The 23,694-nt window shown below is 61.8% G+C and carries 19 protein-coding genes; 14 read left to right on the forward strand and 5 right to left on the reverse strand.

Translation table 11 applies throughout. From position 1 onward, the window contains the following. The first annotated feature begins 158 nt into the window (after positions 1-158). From QMK55_RS25765 to QMK55_RS25795, 6 genes are all read left to right on the forward strand, one after another. Positions 159-845: a CsgG/HfaB family protein gene (locus QMK55_RS25765; protein WP_178082111.1), complete on the forward strand. Its 687-nt coding sequence runs from the start codon at positions 159-161 to the stop codon at positions 843-845. Positions 846-874: 29 nt separating this feature from the next. Then, the gene (locus tag QMK55_RS25770; protein WP_003225593.1) at positions 875-1,243 is read left to right on the forward strand and encodes a DUF4810 domain-containing protein; all 369 of its coding nucleotides are present in this window, start codon (positions 875-877) and stop codon (positions 1,241-1,243) included. Next, a complete protein-coding gene (locus QMK55_RS25775; protein WP_102355318.1) occupies positions 1,240-1,899 on the forward strand; it encodes a DUF799 domain-containing protein in 660 nt (219 codons plus the stop codon). Before QMK55_RS25770 ends, QMK55_RS25775 begins: the two co-directional genes overlap by 4 nt. 258 nt (positions 1,900-2,157) lie before the next feature. Beyond that, positions 2,158-2,847: a GntR family transcriptional regulator gene (locus QMK55_RS25785; RefSeq protein ID WP_102355319.1), complete on the forward strand. Its 690-nt coding sequence runs from the start codon at positions 2,158-2,160 to the stop codon at positions 2,845-2,847. Positions 2,848-2,981: 134 nt separating this feature from the next. Further along, entirely contained in the window at positions 2,982-5,093 is a 2,112-nt protein-coding gene (locus tag QMK55_RS25790; RefSeq protein WP_102355320.1) for a PAS domain-containing sensor histidine kinase, read from the forward strand. A 186-nt stretch (positions 5,094-5,279) separates the two neighbouring features. Beyond that, on the forward strand, positions 5,280-7,913 hold the full coding sequence (locus QMK55_RS25795) for an excinuclease ABC subunit UvrA (protein WP_320328071.1): 2,634 nt from the start codon (positions 5,280-5,282) through the stop codon (positions 7,911-7,913). A 211-nt stretch (positions 7,914-8,124) separates the two neighbouring features. On the opposite strand, the gene QMK55_RS25800 is transcribed toward QMK55_RS25795, so the two are convergent. Beyond that, entirely contained in the window at positions 8,125-8,646 is a 522-nt protein-coding gene (locus tag QMK55_RS25800) for a DUF4142 domain-containing protein (protein WP_320328072.1), read from the reverse strand. Positions 8,647-8,850: 204 nt separating this feature from the next. Here QMK55_RS25800 and QMK55_RS25805 point away from each other — a divergent pair, with 204 nt between their 5' ends. Together QMK55_RS25805 and QMK55_RS25810 are read left to right on the forward strand one after the other, a co-directional pair. Continuing rightward, positions 8,851-9,093: a YdcH family protein gene (locus tag QMK55_RS25805; protein ID WP_003225561.1), complete on the forward strand. Its 243-nt coding sequence runs from the start codon at positions 8,851-8,853 to the stop codon at positions 9,091-9,093. A 109-nt stretch (positions 9,094-9,202) separates the two neighbouring features. After that, positions 9,203-9,367, forward strand: coding sequence for a hypothetical protein (locus QMK55_RS25810; RefSeq protein WP_178082108.1), 165 nt, complete (start codon positions 9,203-9,205; stop codon positions 9,365-9,367). A 151-nt stretch (positions 9,368-9,518) separates the two neighbouring features. Here the strand turns inward: QMK55_RS25810 and QMK55_RS25815 are convergent, their stop codons facing one another. From QMK55_RS25815 to QMK55_RS25830, 4 genes are all read right to left on the reverse strand, one after another. Then, complete coding sequence (locus QMK55_RS25815; RefSeq protein WP_320328073.1) at positions 9,519-10,589, reverse strand: SMP-30/gluconolactonase/LRE family protein; 1,071 nt, start codon at positions 10,587-10,589, stop codon at positions 9,519-9,521. Beyond that, complete coding sequence (locus QMK55_RS25820; RefSeq protein WP_102355325.1) at positions 10,586-11,731, reverse strand: sterol desaturase/SRPBCC family protein; 1,146 nt, start codon at positions 11,729-11,731, stop codon at positions 10,586-10,588. Before QMK55_RS25820 ends, QMK55_RS25815 begins: the two co-directional genes overlap by 4 nt. A gap of 111 nt (positions 11,732-11,842) precedes the next feature. Beyond that, a complete protein-coding gene (locus QMK55_RS25825) occupies positions 11,843-12,706 on the reverse strand; it encodes a LysR family transcriptional regulator (protein WP_320328074.1) in 864 nt (287 codons plus the stop codon). A gap of 444 nt (positions 12,707-13,150) precedes the next feature. Beyond that, positions 13,151-14,869 carry a hydrogenase maturation protein gene (locus QMK55_RS25830; RefSeq protein ID WP_320328075.1) on the reverse strand — a complete coding sequence of 573 codons (1,719 nt, stop codon included), beginning with the start codon at positions 14,867-14,869 and terminating at the stop codon, positions 13,151-13,153. Between the two features lie 296 nt (positions 14,870-15,165). Here QMK55_RS25830 and QMK55_RS25835 point away from each other — a divergent pair, with 296 nt between their 5' ends. From QMK55_RS25835 to QMK55_RS25860, 6 genes are all read left to right on the forward strand, one after another. Then, on the forward strand, positions 15,166-15,675 hold the full coding sequence (locus tag QMK55_RS25835) for a sigma-70 family RNA polymerase sigma factor (protein WP_320328076.1): 510 nt from the start codon (positions 15,166-15,168) through the stop codon (positions 15,673-15,675). Continuing rightward, positions 15,672-16,619 carry a FecR domain-containing protein gene (locus tag QMK55_RS25840; protein ID WP_102355328.1) on the forward strand — a complete coding sequence of 316 codons (948 nt, stop codon included), beginning with the start codon at positions 15,672-15,674 and terminating at the stop codon, positions 16,617-16,619. The genes QMK55_RS25835 and QMK55_RS25840 overlap by 4 nt, the downstream gene beginning before the upstream one ends. 90 nt (positions 16,620-16,709) lie before the next feature. Continuing rightward, entirely contained in the window at positions 16,710-19,631 is a 2,922-nt protein-coding gene (locus QMK55_RS25845) for a TonB-dependent receptor (protein WP_320328077.1), read from the forward strand. A 269-nt stretch (positions 19,632-19,900) separates the two neighbouring features. Next, the gene (locus QMK55_RS25850; RefSeq protein ID WP_178082109.1) at positions 19,901-20,377 is read left to right on the forward strand and encodes an MbcA/ParS/Xre antitoxin family protein; all 477 of its coding nucleotides are present in this window, start codon (positions 19,901-19,903) and stop codon (positions 20,375-20,377) included. Further along, a complete protein-coding gene (locus tag QMK55_RS25855) occupies positions 20,374-20,877 on the forward strand; it encodes an RES family NAD+ phosphorylase (protein ID WP_320328078.1) in 504 nt (167 codons plus the stop codon). The genes QMK55_RS25850 and QMK55_RS25855 overlap by 4 nt, the downstream gene beginning before the upstream one ends. 117 nt (positions 20,878-20,994) lie before the next feature. Continuing rightward, positions 20,995-23,637, forward strand: a complete 2,643-nt coding sequence (locus tag QMK55_RS25860) for a TonB-dependent receptor (protein ID WP_320328079.1) — start codon at positions 20,995-20,997, stop codon at positions 23,635-23,637. Positions 23,638-23,694: the final 57 nt, after the last annotated feature.

Below are 23,694 nucleotides of genomic sequence, written 5' to 3' on the forward strand. Positions count from 1 at the left end.
CAATTGATTTGTGTGCGGATCAAAACAGCCAATTCCCTGGCGTCAAAAAGTCCTGTCATGAATGATGGCACTTTGTCATAATGCCGCCCCTTTTTCCGCTCCCCACCGCGTTGCCGTGCCGGGACACACCGTTTTTTCAGAAGGAATGCACAGTGAGAATGATCTCCCGGATGTTGGTCTCAGGCGTTGCGATTGCCGTGCTCGGCACACTCGCAGGCTCCCTTGCCGGCTGCGCCACCGAAAGCTCCCGCGCGCTGCCGGTGGCCAAGGTCGAGAGCGCCACTCAGGTCTGGACCGGCGTTCGCGTGCCAATGGCGGTGGGCAAGTTCGATAACCGCTCCAGCTACATGCGCGGGATCTTCTCCGACGGCGTCGATCGTCTCGGCGGCCAGGCCAAGACCATCCTGATCACCCACTTGCAGCAGACCAACCGCTTCAGCGTACTGGATCGCGACAATATGGGCGAGATCCAGCAGGAAGCGGCGATCAAGGGCCAGGCTCAACGCCTGAAAGGCGCCGATTACGTGGTCACCGGTGACGTCACCGAGTTCGGCCGCAAGGAAACCGGCGACCATCAACTGTTCGGCATTCTCGGCCGTGGCAAGACCCAGGTCGCCTACGCCAAGGTCAACCTGAACATCGTCAACATCAGCACCTCCGAAGTGGTGTATTCGACCCAGGGCGCCGGCGAATACGCCTTGTCCAACCGCGAAATCATCGGCTTCGGCGGCACCGCTGCGTACGACTCCACCCTCAACGGCAAAGTCCTCGATCTGGCCATGCGCGAGGCGATCAACCGCCTGGTTGATGGCATGAACGCCGGTGCCTGGAAACCGGGTAACTGATCGCTGTTCATTGCAAGGAGCAATACCCCATGAATTTGACTTTGTCGCGGTCGCTGCTGGCCCTGACGCTGGCCGCCAGCGCCTTGCTGGCCGGTTGCAGCAGCCCGAAAACCCTGTACCAGTGGGAAGACTACCAACCGCAGGTCTACGAATACTTCAAAGGCGAAGAGCCGAAGGAAGCCCAGGCCGAAGTGCTGGAGCGCGACCTGCAGAAGATCCGCTCCACCGGCAAGGCCGTGCCGCCGGGCTACCACGCGCACCTCGGTCTGCTGTACCTGAGCATGGGCAAGGACGACCAGATGGTGCAGCAATTTCGCACCGAGAAAGCGCTGTTCCCCGAGTCCGGCCCATACATGGATTTTCTGCTTAAAAACGCCAAGACCGGAGACGCCAAATGATCTCGCGCACCCTGAAACTGCTGGCCGCCGGTTTGGCCCTGACCGTGCTCGGTGGCTGCGTCGCGCCGAAAACCGTCGACTATTCAGCGTACAAACAGGCACGTCCGAAGACCATTCTGGTACTGCCGCCGCTGAACACTTCGCCCGACGTGAAAGCCTCGTACAGCCTGTTGTCGCAAGTGACGTTTCCGCTGGCCGAGGCCGGTTACTACGTACTGCCGATCGCTCTGGTGGACGAAACCTTCCGCCAGAACGGCCTGACCACGCCGGATGACATCCATCAGGCGCCGGCCAACAAGCTCAAGGAAATCTTCGGCGCCGACGCTGCGCTGTACATCACCGTGACCGAGTACGGTACGCGGTACATGGTCATCAGCAGCGAAACTGCTGTGACCGCCACCGCCAAACTGGTGGACCTGAAATCCGGCACCACGCTGTGGACCGGTTCGGCACGGGCGTCGAGCGAAGAGGGTGGCAACAACAGTGGTGGCGGCCTCGTCGGCATGCTGATCAGCGCCGCGGTGAAGCAGGTGATCAACAGTTCGACCGATGCCGGTTACCCGATGGCCGGTGTGGCGAGCAATCGTCTGCTGTCGGCCGGTCAGCACGCCGGCCTGTTGTATGGCCCGCGTTCGCCGAAGTACGGCACTGACTGAAAATTACCGGCACACCCACAGGGGGAATGTGTTGGGCTGTTGATTTATTTGGGGGGCGGGCAAAACCGCTCGCCCCTCTATCGAAAAAGTCCCCGGCCCACCAGCCCCCGCGAACCTCTCGCTGCCTCAATCCCATTCAACTTGCGATCCAGACCCTGCATCTCGACGCCGAAGGCGATATTCTGCGCCACACTTATGTGCGCAAACGGCGCATCACTCTGGAACACCGTGTGCGCCGGAGGCTAAAGGAGTGTTCGAATGACCGAGAAGAAACCGGAAACCACGGTCGACCGCGTCTACCAAGGGGTTTACCAGGCGATCTGCAAGCGTTCGCTGCGGCCGGGAATGAAGCTGGGCGAGGCCTCGCTGGCCGAACTGTTCAATGTCAGCCGCACGTCGGTGCGCGCCGCGCTCAAGCAACTGGAGGCCGAAGGACTGGTTACCACCGAGCCTAACAAGGGCGCATCGGTGTCGCTGCCGAGCAACGAAGAGATCCGTTCGCTGTTCGAAACCCGGCGCCTGATCGAGATCGGTATCGTCACTGAACTGTGCCGCCGCAAGGACACTGCAGCGATGCAGGACTTGCGCGAGCACCTGCTGCTCGAAGACGAAGCCCACGCAGCGGGCGACCACGAGCGGCTGATCCATCTGCTCGGCGAGTTTCACATCAAACTGGCGCGCAGCCTGAACAATCCGGTGCTGCTCGACTGGTTCCAGAAGCTGATTTCCCGTGCCTCGCTGTATATCGCCGCGCTGGATGACGACAGCCATGAAGCCTGTCGCGACAACGAACATCTGCGCCTGATCGAGCATATTGAAGCGGGCAACCAGAGCGCCGCCATCGAACTGACCTGCACGCATTTGAACGGTATCGAAAAGGCGATTCTGGACGTCGCCGCGAAGATGAAAACTGGCTACCATCCGCTCAAACACCTGATCGGCGTTTAAACCGGAACCGGATGTGAAGTCGGCTATACCTCTAATGAAACCAATGCGGCCGACGGCGCTCGAAACAGACGGGCGTTGCGGCGTTTTGGCGTCGCGATGTATCGGGCAAACACCACAGGACACCGAGTCAATCGATGCAGTTTTTATCCGATAGCCACGGTTGTGACGGCTGGAAGGGCGAGATGGCCGGGCGCATTTGTGCGTTCAACTGGCGCCAGACCGAACTCGGCCCGCTCGACACCTGGCCTGCCAGTCTGTGCAGCGCCGTGCAATTGATGCTGGCCTCACCGTTGCCGATGGTCATGCTCTGGGGCCGCGCCGGGTACATGATCTACAACGACGCCTACTCGCAGTTTGCCGGTGGCCGCCATCCGTATCTGTTGGGCGTGCCGGTGGAGTTAGGCTGGCCGGAAGTCGCCGAATTCAACCGGCACGTGGTCGACACCTGCCTGGCGGGCGGCACCTTGTCCTACCGCAACAAGGAGTTGGTGCTGTTGCGCGATGGCGTGCCCGAAGATGTCTGGATGGATTTGTATTACAGCCCGGTCGGCAACGATGACGGCGTGCCGTCCGGGGTGATGGCGATGGTGGTCGAGACCACCGAATTCATGCGCTCCGAACGCCTGCGCCAGGCCGCTGAAGATGCCTATCGGGCCGACAACGAGCGGGTGCGTCTGGCGCTGAATGCCGGGGCCTTGCTCGGCTCGTTTGTCTGGGACGTGAAGAACAATGTGCTTTCCGCCGACGAGCGTTTCGCCCGGACCTTTTCCTATCCGCCGGATCAGGACCTGAGCAACCTGCCGCAGTCCTTCACCGAATCGCGGATTCACCCGGATGACCTGGCGTGGGTGCAGGATCGGGTCAATCATTCGCTGCAGACCGGCGAGCCGTACAACGCCGAATACCGCGTGCGGCGCGCGGACGGCAGCTATCTGTGGGTGCTCGCCAGCGGCGCGTGCGAGTTCGATGAGCACGGTGCGCCGTTTCGTTTTCCCGGGGTGTTGATCGACATTCATGAGCGCAAGAACGCCGAAGAATCCCTGCTCAAATTCACCCGAAACCTTGAACAGCGGGTGGCCGATGAAGTGAATGCACGGCTGGCCGCCGAAGAGCAGTTGCGCCAGTCGCAGAAGCTCGAAGCCATTGGCGGACTCACCGGCGGTGTGGCCCACGACTTCAACAACCTGCTGCAGGTGATCGCCGGCAACCTGCATTTGCTGGCGCGGCATGAGCCGGGCAATGCCAATGTGCAGCGTCGGGTCAGCGCCTCGCTGGCGGCGGTCGAGCGCGGCGCCAAGCTGTCGTCGCAATTGCTCGCGTTCGCCCGGCGTCAGCCGCTATCGCCGGCGGTGTGCGATCCGCGACAGATCTTCGACGGCGTCGGTGAATTGCTGCAGCGCGCGCTGGGTGAAACCATTCAGATCGACGTGCAACTGCCGCAAGAACCGTGGCACATCAACGTCGATCGCAATCAGCTGGAAAACGCCATTCTCAACCTGGCGATCAACGCCCGGGATGCGATGAAGGGCGAGGGCACGATTGTCCTCAGCGCGCTCAACACGCGGCTGGACAGCACCTTTTGCGCCGGCAAAGGCATCGTCGCCGGTGATTTCGTACGGGTGGTGGTCAGCGACACCGGCGCAGGCATTCCCGCGCAAATGCTCGAACAGGTGTTCGAGCCGTTCTTCACCACCAAGGCCGATGGACAGGGCACCGGGCTCGGTTTGAGCATGGTGTTCGGCTTCGTCAAACAAAGCGGCGGGCACGTCGAGATCGACAGCACCGTGGGCGAGGGCACGCGCGTGCAGTTGTATTTTCCACGTAGCCTGCGCCCGGTCCTCGCTGAGACGCCGAGTATCGGCAAGCAGCAGGGCGGCGGCCACGAGACCATTCTGGTGGTCGAAGACAACGACGCGGTACGCGCCTCGGCTGTGGAGTTGCTGCGCGAAGAAGGCTACCGCGTGCTGACCGCCGGCAATGGCGACGTGGCGATGCAGATGCTGCTGGAAGGTGCCGAAGTCGATCTGATTTTCACCGATGTGGTGATGCCGGGGTTGATCAAGAGTTCCGATCTGGCGGCATGGGCCAAGGTCCAGGCGCCTCCGGTAGCGGTGCTGTTCACCTCCGGCCACACCCGCGACATCATTTCGCGCAACCACCAACTGAGCCCTGATACGCATTTGCTCGGTAAACCGTATAGCCCGGAGGCGTTGCTGCAGATGATACGGTCGGTGCTGAGTGCGTGATCACCTATGGCAGAGGATTGTCTGTGGCGAGGGGATTCATCCCCGATGGAGTGCGCAGCGCTCCCCTGCATTTTTCCAGCTCCCATGGCATTTGCAGTGGCTGCGGCGGCTGCGCCGCCGATCGGGGATAAATCCCCTCACTACAGGGTTCAGCTTCGCCCCTAATTTTTTCTGCAGGGACAGCCAATGACTTCCAAACGCACCTCCAAGGCACCCGCCGGCATGGTTCGGGTGCGTGGCGCCCGTGAACACAACCTGAAGAACGTCGACGTCGACATTCCTCGCGATGCGCTGGTGGTGTTCACCGGGGTGTCCGGTTCGGGCAAGTCGTCGCTGGCGTTCTCGACCCTGTACGCCGAGGCCCAACGGCGCTATTTCGAATCGGTGGCGCCGTATGCGCGGCGGCTGATCGATCAGGTTGGCGTGCCGGATGTCGACTCCATCGAAGGCCTGCCGCCGGCCGTGGCCCTGCAACAGCAACGGGGCACGCCGAGCACGCGTTCCTCGGTGGGCAGCGTGACCACGTTGTCGAGCCTGATCCGCATGCTCTATTCGCGCGCCGGCAGTTATCCGCCGGGACAGGCAATGCTGTACGCCGAGGATTTTTCGCCGAACACGCCGCAAGGCGCCTGCCCTGAGTGTCACGGCCTCGGACGGGTCTATGAGGTGACCGAAGCGCTGATGGTGCCCGATCCGAACCTGACTATTCGCCAACGCGCCGTGGCCTCCTGGCCGCTGGCGTGGCAGGGGCAGAACCTGCGTGACATCCTGGTGACCATGGGCATCGACGTCGACATCCCCTGGAAGAAACTGCCGAAAAAACAGCGCGACTGGATTTTGTTCACCGAACAAACCCCGACCGTGCCGGTGTACGCCGGGCTGACCCCGGAAGAAACCCGGGTCGCCCTCAAGCGCAACCTGGAGCCGAGTTATCAGGGCACCTTCACCGGCGCCCGGCGGTACATCCTGCACACCTTCACTCATTCGCAAAGTGCGCTGATGAAGAAGCGTGTTTCACAGTTCATGCTCGGCAGCCCGTGCCCGTTGTGTGACGGCAAGCGCCTCAAGCGCGAGGCGTTGTCGGTGACTTTTGCCGGTTACGACATTGGCGAGTTGTCGCAGATGCCGTTGCTGCAAATGGCCGAAGTATTGAAACCCGTGGCTGCGGCGACGTATCTGGAGCACGCCGAAGAAACCGGCGAAACCCTGAGCCATGCGCAAACCCGCGAGGCTCGCCAGCAACGCGTCGCCCACGGTGCCAGCGGCCACGCCAGCGCGCCAGATGTGCGCCATACGCCAAACCTGTCGCTGGAAAAACGTCTGGCGGCGCAGCGCATTGCCGAGGACTTGCTGGAGCGGGTCAGCACCCTGACTGACCTGGGCCTGGGTTATCTGGCGCTGGAGCGCAGCACGCCGACACTGTCGTCCGGCGAGCTGCAGCGTTTGCGGCTGGCAACGCAATTGGGCTCGCAACTGTTCGGCGTGATCTACGTGCTCGACGAACCGTCCGCCGGCCTGCATCCGGCCGATGGCGAAGCGTTGTTCGAGGCCTTGCAGCGGCTGAAGGCCGACGGTAATACGCTGTTTGTGGTCGAGCATGATCTGCAAACCATGCGCCGCGCCGACTGGCTGATCGATGTCGGGCCGGCGGCGGGCGAGAAGGGTGGCCGGGTGCTGTACAGCGGTCCGCCGGCAGGGCTGGCCGAGATCGACGAATCGCAGACCCGGGCCTATCTGTTTGCCGAAGCCCGAGACACTTCGCGCACTGCACGCAAGCCGAGCGGCTGGCTGAAACTTGAGGGCATCAGCCGCAATAACCTGAACCACCTCAGCGCCGAGTTTCCCTTGGGCTGCTTCACCTCGGTGACCGGGGTTTCCGGCTCCGGCAAATCAAGCCTGATCAGTCAGGCGCTGCTGGAACTGGTAGGCGCGCAGTTGGGGCGTCCAGTGGTTGAGCAGGAGTCGGAAGAACTCAGCCTCGAAGACGATGCGCCGCAGGTCAGCAGCGGCCAGGTGACGGCGGGGCTGGAGTCGATCAAGCGGCTGGTGCAGGTCGATCAGAAACCGATTGGCCGCACACCGCGTTCGAATCTGGCGACCTACACCGGTTTGTTCGACAACGTGCGCAAACTGTTCGCCGCCACCCCCCAGGCGCGGGCGGCGGGGTACGACGCCGGGCAGTTCTCCTTCAACGTCGCCAAGGGCCGTTGCCCGACCTGCGAAGGCGAGGGTTTTGTCAGTGTTGAATTGCTGTTCATGCCGAGCGTGTACGCGCCGTGCCCGACTTGCCATGGCGCGCGGTACAACCCGCAGACGTTGGCGATTCGGTGGCAAGGCTTGAGCATCGCGCAGGTGTTGCAACTGACGGTGGATGAGGCGGTTGAGGTGTTCGCCGAACAGCCGGGGATTCGTCGTTCGCTGGAGGTGCTGCGTGACATCGGCCTCGGTTATCTACGGCTCGGGCAACCGGCCACCGAGCTGTCCGGTGGCGAGGCGCAGCGCATCAAACTGGCCACCGAGCTGCAACGCAATCAGCGTGGTGCGACCTTGTACGTGCTGGACGAACCGACCACCGGATTGCACCCGCGAGACGTCGATCGGCTGCTGGAGCAACTGGATAATCTGGTCACGGCAGGGCACACAGTGATCGTCGTCGAGCATGAAATGCGCGTGGTGGCGCAGAGCGACTGGGTGATCGACATTGGCCCAGGCGCTGGGGATCAGGGTGGCAGGATTGTCGCGGCCGGCACGCCGCAGAAAATCGCCGCGAGCAAGAAGAGCCGGACTGCGCCGTTTCTGGCCCGGGCCTTGAGCCGATAACTGCGGCGCCCCGGCCGGCCCCTTCGCGAGGAGGCTCGCTCCCACAGGGTTCTCGGTGGATACACGCAACCCCCTGTAGGAGTGAGCCTGCTGGCGATAGCGGCGTGTCAGCCAAGAATGAATGATCTGACCTGACACCATCGCGAGCCGGCTCACTCCTACGGGGTTTTGCGGTCTACTCATCTGATGAATGCGACCCTTTTGTGCGCTGTTATTTGCTCGGGTGTTTGGCCTGCAGTTCTTTGGCAGCGGTCAGGTGTTTTTCCAGCGCCGGGAGCATTTTCTGCGCAAAGGCTTTCAGCTCCGTGGCGCCTTTGACCTGGTCGTCGGTGACGGTGTTGGCTTCTTTCTTGAACAGTTCGATGGTCTCTTCGTGGGCCTTGACCTGGTTGTTGGCGTAGGCCGCGTCGAAGGACTCATCGCGCAGGTCGAGGATCTTTTCCTTGGCCTGCTTGACCAGGGTGGTGGTGTCCGGGACTTTGATGTCATTGGCCTTGGCAATGCCGGCCAGCTCATCGTTGGCCTTGCCGTGGTCGGTGATCATCATGTTGGCGAATGCCTTGATGTCGGCCGACTGGCTTTTTTCCAGGGCGAGGCGACTGGTCTCGATCTCCGAGATGCCACCGGCTGCGGCGTTGTCGACGAAATTGTTCGAGGTGGCCGCGAAGGCACTGCCCATGCCGCTGCTCAAAGCGACAGCCAACATGAGATGACGCAGGTTGAATCCGTCCATTGGTGTATCTCCACACAGGTTTTTGTTGACGTTATTCAATGGAGGGAACGGAGCAGGCAAAGGTTTGATCGCGTTTACGACAGGGCGACGAACGGCCACCGCTGGTCTGACAGGTGGTCGACAGAACGGCTCAACCAAGGCCATTCTGATACTGGCTGACGCAATCGGTCGCGTCGGCTGCCGATCAACTGACGGAGGTGTTCCATGCCGGTGACCCATGACCTGTACCAGGACTTGAAACTTACGAAGGAAGAGATCCAGCAAAAACGCACCGAGGATCCATTTCTGGACGCACTGATCAACAAGTATTCCCAGGCGGACGCCGAAGTAGTCAAGGCCGAGACGGCGACCTCGGATGCGCCCAGTGATGACACACTGAAGAAACTCAAAGAGAAGCGCTTGCAGGTCAAAGACAAGATCGTTGCGCAGTTGCAGGCTCGATCCTGACCGTCAGTCGCGCCACCGACCCTTGGTGGTAACGCGACGGGAACGACAGTCACCAATGGCACCTCGAATGTTCAGAGTCTTCATTACGCGACTCTTTGCGAGGTGCCTTATGAACAAACCCAGATTCCCCAGTGAAGAGCAGGGCGCATTCGACCCGGTTCCGACGCATCCGGAACCCAACAGCCCGGCGCACACCTCGACTCATCCCGAGGAGCCGGAGGAGGATCTTCCTGAAGACGAAGATCCCGACAAGTTCGACAGGTCGGGTAACTGACAGATTGCCTTCGCGAGCAAGCCCGCTCCCACAGGGGATTGCATTTCAACTGTGGGAACGGACTTGCTCGCGAAGAGGCCAGTACAGTCGAAATCATTTTCGCCTGACACACCGCTTTCGCGAGCAAGTTCGCTCCCACATTTGCCAAGCATCACTTCAACGCAGCAGCCAACGGTAACCGCGCCATGTGCGTGGCCTTCAACGACCCCAAATACAACCAGTCTCCATACTCGCGCGCCGTGGTGATCGGGAAGTAATTGCCGCTGCTGGCATCCTGCAGATTGGCGATCACCTTGCCCTGCAGATCCAGTCCCAGCACAAACCCGCGCTTCTCCACCGGTTTAGGCAAGACGGTCAGTGCCCGCACGATCATCTTGCGCACCAGCGGATGCCCGGCGGTGCCATCGAGCAAGGCGCTGCGCGGAGCGTAGAGCGCGACCCAGAAGCGGTTGCTGCCATTGAACGCGAGGTTGTCCGGCAGGCCTGGCAGGTTGTCGATGAACAGGTCGTGAGTGCCTGCCTTGGGGCCGCTCAGCCAGTAGCGGCTGATGCGGTAGGCGCCGGTTTCGTTGACCAGCACATAGGCGTCATCCGGGCCGAGCGTCACGCCGTTGGCGAACTGCAGTTTGTCCAGCAGCACGCTGGTCTTGCCCGTCTGAAAGTCGTAGCGCAGCAAACGCCCGTCGCCCCCGTGCTCGATGATCGCCTCACCGTCATGGCCATAGCCCCAGCGACTGCTGGCATCGCTGAAATAGGCGTAATGCCCGGGTTTGTCGATGGCCACATCGTCGGTGAAGCCGAACGGTACGCCATTCGCCTCCGTGGTCAGGGCGATCAGTTGGCCTTGAGCGTCGAGTGACAGCAGGCCCTTGACCCCGTCGGCAATCACCAGCAAACCGTTGGGATGCCGCGCCAGGCCCAGGGGCCGACCGCCGGTGTCGCTGAGGACTTTGCGTTCCTTGCCGTCGAGGCTGGTGCGGATCAACCGCCCGTCATGCAGGCCGGTAATCAGAAAGTCGCCTTCCAGCAGCAGTGCTTCCGGGCCGTCGATGTCGCCGGGGCCAACCTGTTCGATGGCTTTGAGCCGCTGGTTTTCGGCGTACACCCCTTCGCTCAGCGACGGTGCCGGCGGCGGCTTCCAGGCCACCGGCTGAACCTTGGTTGGCATCAATAGCAGAAAGGCGATGATGAGGATGACCAGCAGCAACAGCAGTCGCTTCATGAATGATGCCCCGTCAGTGTCAGGTGTTTGAGCGCCATGTCGCGCAGGGCCTGCATCGACGTGGCCGATTCACGCTCGATGCGCCGTTTCAGCAGCAACAGATTGGCAAGGCGCATGCCCAACCCGTCGAACCGATAATCCAGGGTGCGTACAAACCGCGTGCCGTCGGCTTCGGCGGTGCATTCGTAGGTCAGCAGCAACGATAAACCGTGATCGCCCCGCGCCCGTGCGCACCAGCGCCGGCCCGGCAGGTACTCGCTGACTTCCCAGCTCAAGTGACCGGCGCGCCCACCGGCATGAATGTCTTCCTCAAAGCGCGCCCCGGCATGCAGCGGGCCTTGCGGGCCGTCGATCTTCAGCGACGAGGGGTGCCATTCGGGCCAGTGATGGACGCTGGCGGCGTAACGAAGCACGGCGACCGGTTCGCCAGCGATATCGATCTGGTGCTGCATGCGGGTCATGGGCGGTCTCGAATAGCGCAACGGGGCGGGTTGCGGCTCCCAGTACAGAGTGCCGAACAGGTAATCCATCAGCGGAAAAACGATATTGAAATTGCGCTCCTGCATGCGCTCGCGGCGGTGATGCAGTTCATGCAGATGACGCATCTGGCGGATCCACGGCAGACGGCTCAGCGGATTATCTGGCGGCAGATGCTCGCAGGCGTGAAACACCTCGTAGGTCAGATAACCGAGCACCATGCAGCCGCCGAACAGCCCGGCGACATTGGCGTTGACCTGTGCGAACAGCCACCACAGCGGCAGCGTGATGAGCAGCGTATGCACGACGATCAACCAGGCCGGAAACAGGATCACCCGCCAGTCGCGGGCGCCGTCATAGGTCATGTGTCCGGGGGTGAAAAAGCTGTGATGGTCACCGGCATGCCGCGCATAAAACAGCTTGGCGAAAGTCTTTTTGTGGTGGCCGAGATGGCGATGGACGATGTACACGCCAAAGTTGAAGAACAACAGAGTCAGCGGCACGGTCAGCCATTCCAGCGCGCGTACCTGCTGCACGCTGTTCCAGAACGCGCCGATCGCCAGCACGCCGAACAGCAGCACGAAAGCGCCGTGCAGCCACGGGTTGTAGAGCGGATGGATGGCCGCGCGGTAACGGCTGCGAAATGCCTCGGTGGTCTGCCTCACTGCGTTCACCTGTGGGTATTGTTGTTATACCCGGCAGATTAGCCGATCCGGCCGCTTGTGCAGGCCGCACCTTGAGGTCAGTTGCGCCATGCTCCGGTGTAAAGCGGCCGATCAGCTCAACGGGTTCCAGCGCTGCGACCAGTCGTCATCGGTCTCGATCACCTGACGCAGCAGATCGAAGGCCTGCTGCAGGGTGGCCGAGTCGCGTTCGCGGGCGTACACCAGATAGGTCGGGTAGCCGAATTCCGGGGCTTTGGTCACCGCTTCCAGCGCGCCGCTTTCCAGATAGCTGCGCACTACGCGGGTGCGGAAATAGCCGCTGCCACCGTGTTCGAGGATGTATTGCAGGGCCAGTGGGCCGAGGTTGAAGCTCAGCGCCGCCTTGGCTTTGTCCGGCAGGGCGGCGTCGTGCTGACGACGGAAATCCGGACCCCAGTCGATGTAGACGTAGGGATCCGGGCGGTTCGGCGCACGCACCAGAATCAGTTTTTCTTCCAGCACCTGCTCGACTTGCAGGCCGGGCCAGTATTCCGGCTGATAGACCAGCGCGGCATCAAGCACGCCGAGTTCGAGTTGGCGCAGCAGGTTTTCGCCGTCGCGGATTTCCATGCGCAGTGCGTGACCGGGGATCTTCTCGCGCAGTTGTGCGGCCCAACTGAGCATCAACGGGTTGCACAGGCTGACTTCGCCGCCGATGTGCAGCACGTTGTGATACCCGTCCAACAGCGGCAGGTCACGCCGCGCCGCCTCCCAGGTCTGCACCAGTTGATTGGCGTAGACCACGAACGCTTCGCCATTGGCCGTCAACTTCGCGCCCGCGCGGTTGCGCACGAACAGCGTACTGCCCAGCTGACTTTCGAGTTTCTGCACCCGGGCGGTGATCGCCGTTTGCGTGACAAACAACTTCTGCGCCGCCGCAGCCAGGCTGCCGTGGCGGACGATTTCCAGAAAGGTGCGGGCGAGGTCGATGTCCATGGGCGGGCCGATGTCTGAAGTGCGGGCATTGTAAGTGCCGGCCCGACACCGCGTCATCGTTCATCGCGAGCAGGCTCACTCCTACAGGGTTCTGCGGTGGGCATGGATTTCGCGAACGATGCAGAAACCTGTAGGAGTGAGCCTGCTCGCGATAGCGGTCACCCTGTCAAACCAATGTGTCCGACACACCACCTTCGCGGGCAAGCCCGGCTCCCACGGTGTCTGGTGTGGTGGGCATGGATTTCGCGAACGATGCAGAAACCTGTAGGAGTGAGCCTGCTCGCGATAGCGGTCACCCTGTCAAACCAATGTGTCCGACACACCACCTTCGCGGGCAAGCCCGGCTCCCACAGTGCCTGGCGCTGGACATAAATTTCGCGAACGATGCAGAACCCTGTGGGAGCCGGGCTTGCCCGCGAAGAGGCCCGCCCGGTCACCACACATTCAACCCGCCAACTCGGTCTTGCGCACCCGCGCCCAATCGGCCACCAGTCGCGCCGGCGTGCCGCAGGCTTTGCGCTTGTAGACGAAGTGGCTGCACTTTTCGGCGAACTGGTGGCGGTTGTAGAGCATGTCTTCCTGCATTTCCTGCAATTCGTTTTCACGGCATTGCTCGATCAGCACCTGATCGACCCGCAACTTGCGCTCACGCACGGCGGCATAGGTCGGATCGGTCAGCGCTGCGTTGGCCCGTTGCAGCAGCCACAGCGAGAACTCATCCGGGCAGCGTGGGCCGATTTCCTGGACCATGCCCAGTTGCAGCGCCTGCGTGGCGCTGACCGGCAGACAAGCCTGGGTCAGTTGCTCGGCCATCGCCGGGCCGACCGCGCGGGGCAGGCTGTAGGTCCAGTATTCCGAGCCATACAGGCCCATGCTCTTGTAATGCGGATTGAGCACGATGTCGGCCCGGGCAAACACAATGTCGGCGGCCAGCCCCAGCATCACGCCGCCGGCTCCGGCATTGCCGGTCACGCCGCTGACCACCAGTTGCCGTGCGCTGAGCAGTTCGGCGCAGACATCGTCGATCGCCTGAATATTCGCCCAGGCCTCGGCGCCCGGGTCCTGCGCGGCCTGAATCACGTTCAGGTGCACGCCGTTGGAAAAACTGCCGCGTCCACCCTTGATCAACAGCACCCGAGTGTCCCGGGACTTGGCCCAGCGCAGCGCTTCGACCATGCGCTGACATTGTTCGGTGCTCATCGCGCCGTTGTAGAACTCGAAGGTCAGCTCCCCGACATGCCCGGATTCGCGATAGCGGATCGGCTGATACGCCTCGTCGTTGAACGGTTGGCTGGCGATCGACCAGTCGAGGGTCGGCACTCCGGCCAATTGCCCGGTCAGCACATGCCGCGCCGGTTGCTTGAAGGTCTCTTCGCCGGGCAGTGGTTTGCGCCGCAGCGAGCCGATCCACAAGCTTTGATCGCCGGTCGCGACCAGCACGGCGTCGTCATGCACCGCGAGGATCTGGCCGGGAATGCCGGTGCGCTGATCAAGGTGCGCGTCGTACAGGTAATACTGCCCGCCGGCCAGGCTCGCCAGCACACCCGGCTGGCCGTCGGCGGCGTCAATGCAGCGTTTGATGAAGCGCGAGCAGTCGTGCCAGCTGAAGGTGCGGTCGTCCTGCTTCATGTTCGGTTGCAGGCGGCCACGGACATTCGGGGCGGTGTAATCCACCGCGACCGGAACAAAGCCTTCAATGAATTTCTCGACTACTTCGCGAATGCAGAGAATGGCCGCATCGCTGACCCGGCCGTTGTACAGCTCGGATTTGCGCAAGCCCGACGGCAGGTTGAATTCGCAGGTGGCCCAGACCGGACCGGCGTCCATTTCTTCCACCGCTTGCAGGGCGGTCACGCCCCAACGGGTCAGCTCGTTGCTGATCGCCCAGTCCAGCGCGCTGGCGCCACGATCGCCGACGATGCCCGGATGGATGATCACCACTGGACGTCGGGCGTTGCTCCACAGTGCGTGAGGTACGCGGTCCTTGAGGAACGGGCAGAGCACCAGGTCGGCGCCGCTGTGTTCGATCTGTTCGCACACCGACGCTTCGTCGGTGAACACCACGACGCTGGGCGAGTGCCCGGCCTGACGCAGTTCCAGCCAGGCGCGTTGGGTCAGGCCGTTGAATGCCGAGGACAGCAGAATAATCTTCAGTGATCGCATGGTTTTCTTCCTTGAAGGGGCAGCCGCGGGCTCTCGGTGAGCCGTCCTTGGCTTTCGATGGAGCGCGCAGATTAGTCAGTGCTTCAAGGCGGGCCACTGACCAAGGTCAACGTTGTGTCAGTCAATATTTCTGCGCCGACAGAGCGGCTTATTCTCAATAGTTTGCTTATCCTGATTTTTAATTACTTCAAATGTCTGCAGCGCTATTGCACAGTCGCCATCTGATCTGGAGCCGGACGATCCCGGCAGAATGGTAGTTTTTCGCAGCGGGTGGGACCCGTTTCAGGGAGCAAGGCATGGGGGAGTTTCAAAACCCGCATTACCGGATGATTGGGCAAATGTTCCAAAAGGACTATCGCTGGCTGTGCGCTGCCGTTGGCCGCACGCTGGGTTGCCCACACAGTGCACAGGACATCGCCTCGGAAACCTTTCTACGGGTATTGGCCCTGCCGGACCCGAGCGCGATTCGCGAACCAAGGGCGCTGCTGACCACCATCGCTCGGCGGCTGGTTTATGAAGGCTGGCGCCGCCAGGATCTGGAACGCGCCTATCTGGAAAGCCTGGCGCTGGCGCCGGAACCGGTGCATCCATCGCCGGAAGAGCGGGCGCTGGTGATCGAGGCGCTGCTGGCGGTCGATCGCGTGCTCAACGGTTTGTCGGCCAAGGCCAAGGCCGCGTTTCTCTACCATCAACTGGACGGTTTGACCTACAGCGAAATCGGCACACAACTCGGCGTCTCTACCAGCCGCGTGCAGCAATACATGGTCGAGGCGTTCAAGCGCTGCTATCAGGCGATGCAGGCATGAGGCCGGACGAAGCGGTGATCGATGAGGCCGCGCAGTGGATGGCGCTGTTGCAGTCCGGCGAAGCCAGTAGCGGCGAGCGTGCGGCGTTCGAGGCATGGCGAGCGGCTGACCCACGGCACCAGCGGATCATCGAACAAATGGGCGGCGGCCTGAACCTGCTGCGTCATCCAACCCTGCGCGGGCTGCCGCGCAACAGCCTGCTGCACAGCCTGAATGCACCATCGAGTCGACGGCGTTTTCTCAGCGGCAGCCTGAGTGTGCTCGGTATCGCTGTGCTGGCCGGGTTACTCGGGCGCCGCTACGGCTGGCTGCCGGAGGCCGGGGAGCTGGCAACCGGCATCGGCGAGCGGCGCGATTTCACCCTGGAGGATGGCAGTGCGCTGAGTCTGAATGCGCGGACGCGGGTGGTGGCGCAGTTTGATCCGCTGCAGCGCCTGTTGGCGTTGCGCAGCGGCGAGTTGCTGGTCGACGTGGCCAAGGACCGCGCGCGACCGTTTATGGTCGAGACCGAGCACGGCCGGATGCGTGCCCTCGGGACCCGATTTCTGGTGCAGCAGAACGACGATTTTACCCGCTTGGTGATGCTGCATTCGCAGGTCGAAGTGGTCACGGCCGGCGGTGCGCGGCAAGTGGTGGAGGCGGGGGAGAGTCTGGCGTTCAACGCGCAGGACATTCTGGCTCTGCAGCGCAGCAACGGTCAGGAAAGCGCCTGGGTGCAAGGTCGCCTGGAAGTGCACGACCGGCCGCTGAGCGAAGTGATCGACAGCCTGCGTCGCTATCGCCGGGGCATCCTGCACCTGAGTCCCGAGGTGGCCGACTTGCGCCTGAGCGGTCTCTATCCGCTCGATGACAGTGACCGCACGCTGCAACTGCTGGAGCGTTCGCTGCCGATCCGCGTCACCTGGCACAACCCGTACTGGGTCAGCATCGGCGCGCGGTTATAGCCTCATAACTTCTTGGCCTAATCGCCGCCCTATAAAAAGCGCCGGCCCGCTGCTCATTCCCTGCAGACGCCTTCAACAGGGAAGCCCTCGATGATTTCATTCAAACAACAATTACCTCGCTTGACCCTCGCCGCCGCCCTGGCGCTGGGGCTTGGGCCGATCGCGGTTCATGCGCAGGATTCGGTCGCTCAGGTATACACCTTCGACATTGCCAGCGGGCCACTCGATGAGGTGCTGCTGGACATCTCGCGCCAGACCGGCGTACCGATTTCCTTCAGCCAGAACCTGGTGCAAGGCAAGCGCAGCAGTGCGGTACGCGGTGCGTTGGGCGGGCGTCAGGCGGTGGAGAAGGCGCTGCTCGGCAGCGGCCTGCAAGTCGAGCAAAGCGCTCAGGGCCTGAGCGTGCGCGAAGGCGAGGCGAGCACGCCGCTGGCGGCAAAAGTCAGCGCCGTGGCACCGGCCACCAGCGCCGATTACCGCATGGAAAAAGTCACCGTCACCGGCTCGCGCATCGCCCGCGCGCAGAGCGATGGCGCGACCCCGGTCAACGTCATCACCCACGAAGAGATGGAAGCGCGCGGCTACAAGAACGTCTATGACGCCTTGGCGACGCAGACGCAAAACACCGGCATGACCCAGGGCGAGGACTACGGCAACACCTGGCAACCGGCGGCCAGCGCGATCAACCTGCGCGGCCTCGGCCCCAACCACACACTGGTGTTGATCAACGGTCGACGCGTCGCCGATTACCCGACGCCATACGACGGCAAGGTCAACTTCACCAACCTGGCGAACATTCCCTCGGCGGTCATCGAGCGGATTGAAATCCTCAGCAGCGGAGCCTCGGCGATCTACGGTTCGGACGCGATTGCCGGGGTGGTCAACATCATCCTCAAGAAGCAGATCAATGGCGTCGACGTCAATCTCAAGGGCGGCACCAGCGAGCGGGGCGGGGGTGACAACCAGCGCCTGCAAATCAGCGGTGGTGGCAGTTGGGGCGATTTCGACGGTCTGTTCGGCGTGGAGCTGACCAATCGCGATCCGATCTGGGCCGACGACCGTGGCTTCATGCAGAGCGGGCCGCTGGCGGACGTCGGTTACCGCCGCGACCTGAGCAACAACCGCTACCTGGGCCCCGGCTGCGGCGCCTATCAAGGCACCTTCGATAACAAACTGCTCAACAACGGTGGCCGCTGCCGCACCGATCAGATGTACAGCGATTACTGGACCATCCAGACGCAAAAGGAAAACTACGACGGCTACACCCGTGGCACCTGGCATTTCAGCGACAGCGGTCAGGTGTTTGCCGACTTGATGTATGGTCTCGACCACATCCAGAACAACACCCGTGGCCCGACGTTCACCTCGCCGGATTTCATCAACCAGAACAGCGGTAATCTGGAGCGCTGGTACCGCCGTTACGGTGAAGAGGAAATCGGCGGTCGCACCAGCAACAACAGCAAGTGGACCGACACCTCATGGACCGGCACCCTCGGCCTCTCGGACAAGATCGCCGACACCGGCTGGAGCTACGATCTGGCGGCCAACCGCTCGGAATACCGCAGCGTCAGGACCACACGCTACACGCCGCTGTCCTCGATTCAGGATTTCTACCTCGGCCCGCAACTGGGTACGCGTGACGGCTACCCGGTGTTCGCTCCCGATACGTCGCGCCTCGACCGACCGCTGACGCCGCAGGAATGGCAGCAGTTTCGCAGCAACCTGACCCAGCGCAGCAAGTCGGTCTCGACCAGCTACAACGCTTCGATCAATGGCGATCTGTTTGACTTGCCGGCCGGCCCGGTGGGATTCGCCGGCGTGCTGGAGGCGGGCAAGCAGGAATACCGCGTCGACCCGGATGACGGCCTGAATGACGGCACTTTCTACGGCGTCAGCCCGGCGCAAAGCTCCGGTGGTTCGCGCAAGCGTTATGCCGCCGGTGGCGAGTTCAGCATTCCGGTCACCGACACCGTGCTGGCAACAGTGGCGGGGCGCTGGGACCAGTACAAATTCAGCGATCGTTCCGAACAGCAGAAGACCTACAACCTCGGGCTGGAATGGCGCCCGATCAGCAGCCTGTTGCTGCGCGGCAGCTATGGCACCAGTTTCCGTGCGCCGGACCTGAACTACATCTACCAGTCCGACAGCAACGGCTATTACCCGGCGCAGATCGACTACTACGGTTGCAGCCAGGGCGTGCAGGGCGCGTGTGATCGCGGGCGGGTCGATTACACCCAGAGCGGCACGCCAAACCTTGAGTCCGAGCGCGGTAAATCCTGGACCTACGGTTTTGTCTGGTCGCCGTCACGCAATTTCGATTTCTCCACCGATTTCTGGCGTGTAGAGATCGACGACCTGCTGACCACCGTCGACGAAAACCGCCTGTTGCAGCAAGAGAACGAATGCCGCAACGGTACGCAGGACATCAACTCGGCCAACTGCCAGTCGACCCTGGCGCGCATTGATCGCAACCCGGGCACTGCCGCCATCGATCCGAATCAGTTGCAACGGGTGCGAGTCAACGCGATCAACGCCGCCAGCGAGCGGGTCAGCGGTCTGGACTTCAAAAGCAACATCCGCTGGGGCGCCGGCCAGTACGGCGCGTTCAGCTCGGCGCTGGGCTACACCCTGGTGCTGTCGCATTTCTACAAGGAGTCGGACGAGGCTCCGACTCAGGACTGGCGCACTTCGCAAACCAATTACGACTGGCGCAGCAAGGTCAACGCCAGTCTGACCTGGGATTACCAGAAGGCCACGGCGACGCTGATGGGCATTCGCTATGGGTCGGTGACCAACGGCGCGGGTGACGGGCGCCTGTCGCCGTGGACGGTGTTCAACGCCAGTGCGCGATACAAACTCAATGACCGCGCCAGCGTCGGGCTGACCGTGAACAACGTGCTCAACCAGATCAAACACGATGACTCGGCTGGCTGGCCGTATTACCCGACCGGTAACTATGACCCGTACGGGCGGCAGTGGTGGCTGGATGTGAGTTATCACTTCGGCAGTTGAGCGCGCGGTATTCGTGGGTAATGTCCTACGGAAACAGGTCGGGATTTCGCAGAAACGGGGATATTTCCGACGACATTCTCAGGTTGGTCGTCGGAAGCGTGATCTATAGCATCGGACATGACATTGAAGTCGCAAACGGCTTGGACGTTCAGGCCTCTGATAACGGATGGATTATGCGAACTCCCCACCTCGAATACGAAACGCCTGCTTATTCCCATCGCCTTCACTGGCGCACCGATCGTGCCAGATGCCCCATGGAGGAGGTCACGATGCCCAGCGTCAAGGTACCCCGGCTGACGGGGGTGAAGAGGGCGGAGGGCAGACCTGTCGACTTGCTCGTCCATGGCCAGAACATAGGCGACGACGCCTTTCTGATTGTTGACCTGACCGACGAAGGTTTTGAGCTGAACGATGTCGTCAACATGCTTTCAACGTCTGAGCTTTATCTGCAAGGCGACATGGTCAAACGCATCACCGGCAAGTCGGTCAGCACCGTACGGCGATTACTGAAGGAAGGTAAAACGGTACGGCTTGACCCGCAGCAGAGCGTTGTCGCCTACCAATATGCGTTGGTGCTGGAAAAGGCCACTCGCGCCTTCGGGAGGCAGTCACGGGCCGAGGAGTGGCTGCGCAAACCCAGCACCTACCTGAACGGACGCGTACCGGTGGAGTTGATCCGGCATTCACTGGGGTTTCAGATGGTGGAGCAGTATCTGGGGCAACTGATATACGGGGTTTACACATGAATCCCTTGCCCTGGGACGATCACTGGTATGCCTGGCGGCTGGACGCCGAGGTTTACGGAGGGACGTGGGACAGCGGGATGGGTTCAAATCTCAATGGTGGCCGATGGAACATACCCGGGCGGCGAGTCGTTTATGCATCAGTCGATCCGTCCTCGGCCATTCTGGAGGTGGCAGCCCATCAAAGCTTTGATGCGCTGGACAGTGAACCTTATGTGCTCACGTGTTTTGAAGTCGTCAGCGAAGCAAAAGTGAAAATCGTGCAGCCGGAGGATGTGCCGAATCCTTATTGGTTGAGCCCCGCCAAGCCATCCCCCAATCAACAACTGTTCGCCGATGCGTTATTGGCTGAGCATCCGTTTGTACTGATCCCCTCGGCGGCAACCCGGCACTCGTGGAATCTGCTGGTAAGCTGCGAATTGGCGGAGGGGCAGTTCAGGATGGTTTCCCAGGAGCGGTTTGGGCTGGATACAAGATTGCTGAGGGAGATGGAGCTGGCTTGATCCACACGTGCCATTTTTTTGCATAACCTCATCACCCAATGATCTAAATCGGGCTCTATAAAACGCCGCTGTCCATTGCACATCCCTGCATAAACCAAAACGCAGGGATGGCTGTTCATGATTCAGTTTTCACCCGTTAGATCCCGTTTGAGCCTGGCTTTGCTGCTGGCGATCAATACCTTGCCGGCAGTCGCTGCCGACGAACCCACGACCCAGTTGCAACGGGTGGAAGTCACCGGTACGGCGATTCGTCGGGTCGATGCGGAAACTGCAGTACCGGTCACCATTCTGCGAGTTGAAGAACTGCGCGAGCAGGGGGTGAGCACCACCGAAGAACTGGTCAGCCGGATTTCCGCCAATCAGTCTTCGGTCGGTTCCGGCCGCTCGGTGGGGTCGAGCAGCGGCGGGGCGTCGTATGCCGATTTGCGCGGTATCGGCCCGAACAAGACGCTGGTACTGCTCAATGGCCGGCGGCTGAGTAACAACGCGACCAATGCGATCAATGGCTCCGGGGTTGACCTGAACACCATTCCGTTCGCCGCCATTGATCGCGTCGAAGTCCTGCGTGACGGCGCTTCGGCGTTGTACGGCACCGATGCGATCGGCGGGGTGATCAACTTCATCACCAAGACCAGCCTCACCGAAGGCCAACTCAGCACCAACTACGACACGCCGACCCATGCCGGCGGTGGTGAAAGTCGCAACTTCAGCGGCAGCTGGGGCTTCGGCGATTTGCAGGATGACCGTTTCAACGTGTTTGGCGTGGTCAGTTATGACAAGCAGCAACGCCTGGCCGCCGAAGATCGTGGCTACAGCTACAACTACCAGCCCGGACGCGGTCTCGATTACACCTCCGGCACCGCATCGCCGGCCAACTGGAGTCAGGGCAGCAACGCTACCAACCCATTGGCCGGTTCAGGTTGCAACGCCCCGGGTCTGCTGGCACGCAATGGTATCTGCCGCCAGAGCCTGTGGAACTACCTCGATCTGGTGCCGGAAACCGAGAAGACCTCGGCGTTCGCCAAAGCCACCGGCAAGCTCTCGGACGACCACAACGTCAGCCTCGAATACTTTTGGGCACGCAACGAAAACCGCACGCAGATCGGCCCCGGCACGCTGATGGGCAACCAGATCAGCCCCGGCACGACGTTCTATCCCGGCAACGGCATTACCCCGGGCCCCAACGGTTTCGCCCTCGACCCGACACAACCGGTGGATGTGAACTGGCGCGAAACCGCAGTCGGCGCTCGTCAGCATGAAGACGACAACACCGGCCAGCGTTTGCTGTTGAGTTTCGACGGCAGCGTGGTCGGCTGGGATTACAACGTCGGTGCGTCGTACAACCAGAACAAAGTGGTCAATGCCATCGAGGCTGGCTACGTCAACGACCGCGCCGTGAGCGCCGGTATTGCCAACGGTATCATCAATCCGTTTGGCGCCCAGACTGCTGCCGGGCAGGCGTTGCTGGCAGCCAACGCGGTGGATGGCGATTACTCGACGGCGGTCGGGCGGGTCAAAGCGATTGACGGACGTGTCAGCCGCGAGATTGGCGACTGGTTCGGTGCCGGCCCTTCGGCACTGGCACTGGGCGGCGAGTATCGCAAGGAGGATTTCCATCAGGACTTCGCGCAGTTCGCCGCCGATGTGCAAAGCCTGGGTGTCGATCCGAATGCCAGCGTTGCCGGTGATCGCAGCGTTTCGGCGCAGTACGCCGAGGTCAACGTGCCGGTGCTCGACAGCCTCGAACTGTCCGCCGCCGTGCGGCATGACAAGTACAGCGACTTCGGCAGCACCACCAACCCGAAATATTCGTTCCGCTTCCAGCCGTTCAAGGAGCTGGTGGTGCGTGGCGCCTACAGTGAGGGTTTCCGTGCGCCTTCGCTGTACGAGTTGTATAACCCCAACTTCACCACGTTCACTGTCGCCAACTACAACGATCCACGGCTGTGCGCCGGTGGCAACCCGAGCAACGGCGGGATCGCCAACCGCGACTGCGCCCAGCAGTTCTACAGCCGCACCGGCGGCAACACTGACCTCAGCCCGGAAACGGCGCGCAACGTCACCCTCGGTTTCGTCTATCAGCCGTTCGAGCGCCTGAGCACCGGGCTGGATTTCTGGTGGATCAACATTGCCAACCAGATCGCCGAGTTCCCGGAGTCAGCGGTGTTCGAGAACCCGGAGCTGTACCCGGATCGCCTGATCCGCAAGCCTGACGGCTCCATCGATCACATCGTTACGGGCCTCGCCAACCTCGGCAAGATCAAGACCAACGGCGTCGACGTCAGCTTCGATTACCGGTTGCCGAGCACCCCGTACGGTAACTTCGGCATTGGCCTGCAAGGCACGTACGTCAGCCGTTACGAGTACCAGCAGCAGCTCAAGGGCGACTACATCGACAAGCTTGGCGATTTCCGTGGCGGCGACTTTGCTTCGGCCGGCGCCGTGGCCCGCTGGCGTCACAGCCTGACCGGCAGCTGGAACTACGGCCCCTACGGCGTCGCCCTGACCAACCGTTACACCAGCGGCTACCACGACTCCGACCGCGAGACCCACGATTACGTTGGCTCGTACAACGTCTGGGATCTGGCCGGCACCTATACCTGGCGCAAAACCCTCAGCGTAACCCTCGGCGCGAAGAACCTGTTCGACCGCGAGCCGCCGTTCAGCAACCAGACCTACACCTTCCAGAGCGGCTACGACCCGAAATACGGCGATCCGTTTGGCCGGACGCTGTACACGCGGGTCAGCTACAAGTTCTGACTTGCCCAGTGTGGGCGGGTTTTAGTCACTTATTGATCTAAGCCCGCCCTATAAAAG

The sequence above is a fragment of the Pseudomonas sp. P8_229 genome (genome assembly GCF_034008635.1).
Classification (GTDB): Bacteria; Pseudomonadota; Gammaproteobacteria; order Pseudomonadales; family Pseudomonadaceae; genus Aquipseudomonas.